This is a genomic window from Pseudomonas sp. LAP_36 (assembly GCF_019456785.1).
GTDB lineage: Bacteria > Pseudomonadota > Gammaproteobacteria > Pseudomonadales > Pseudomonadaceae > Aquipseudomonas > Aquipseudomonas tritici.
Window position 1 is genome coordinate 1 of record NZ_JAHZMS010000037.1, and the last position, 233, is coordinate 233.

Consider the following 233-nt stretch of genomic DNA (forward strand, 5'->3'; position numbering starts at 1 on the left):
CGTCGACCTGGTGGGTGACTACCGCCAGGACATCGGTGCCTATGGCAGCCTGAAATATAGCGCCGGCTTCAACTGGAACACCACCCAGATTGACTCGATCCACGCCTCGACCGTGGCCACACAGGCCCTCGGCCCGGACGGTGGTTATGGCCGCCAGCGCCAGGGCAACCTCAAGTACGGCTTGCCGCAATCCAAGCTGCTGCTGGGCACCACCTGGACCTACGACAAAGTCG

At 63.1% G+C, this 233-nt stretch carries 1 protein-coding gene; it reads left to right on the forward strand.

The window, feature by feature from the left end:
- Nucleotides 1-233: hypothetical protein (locus tag JBO08_RS28030; protein ID WP_220078218.1), on the forward strand; the 233-nt coding region annotated here is incomplete at both ends.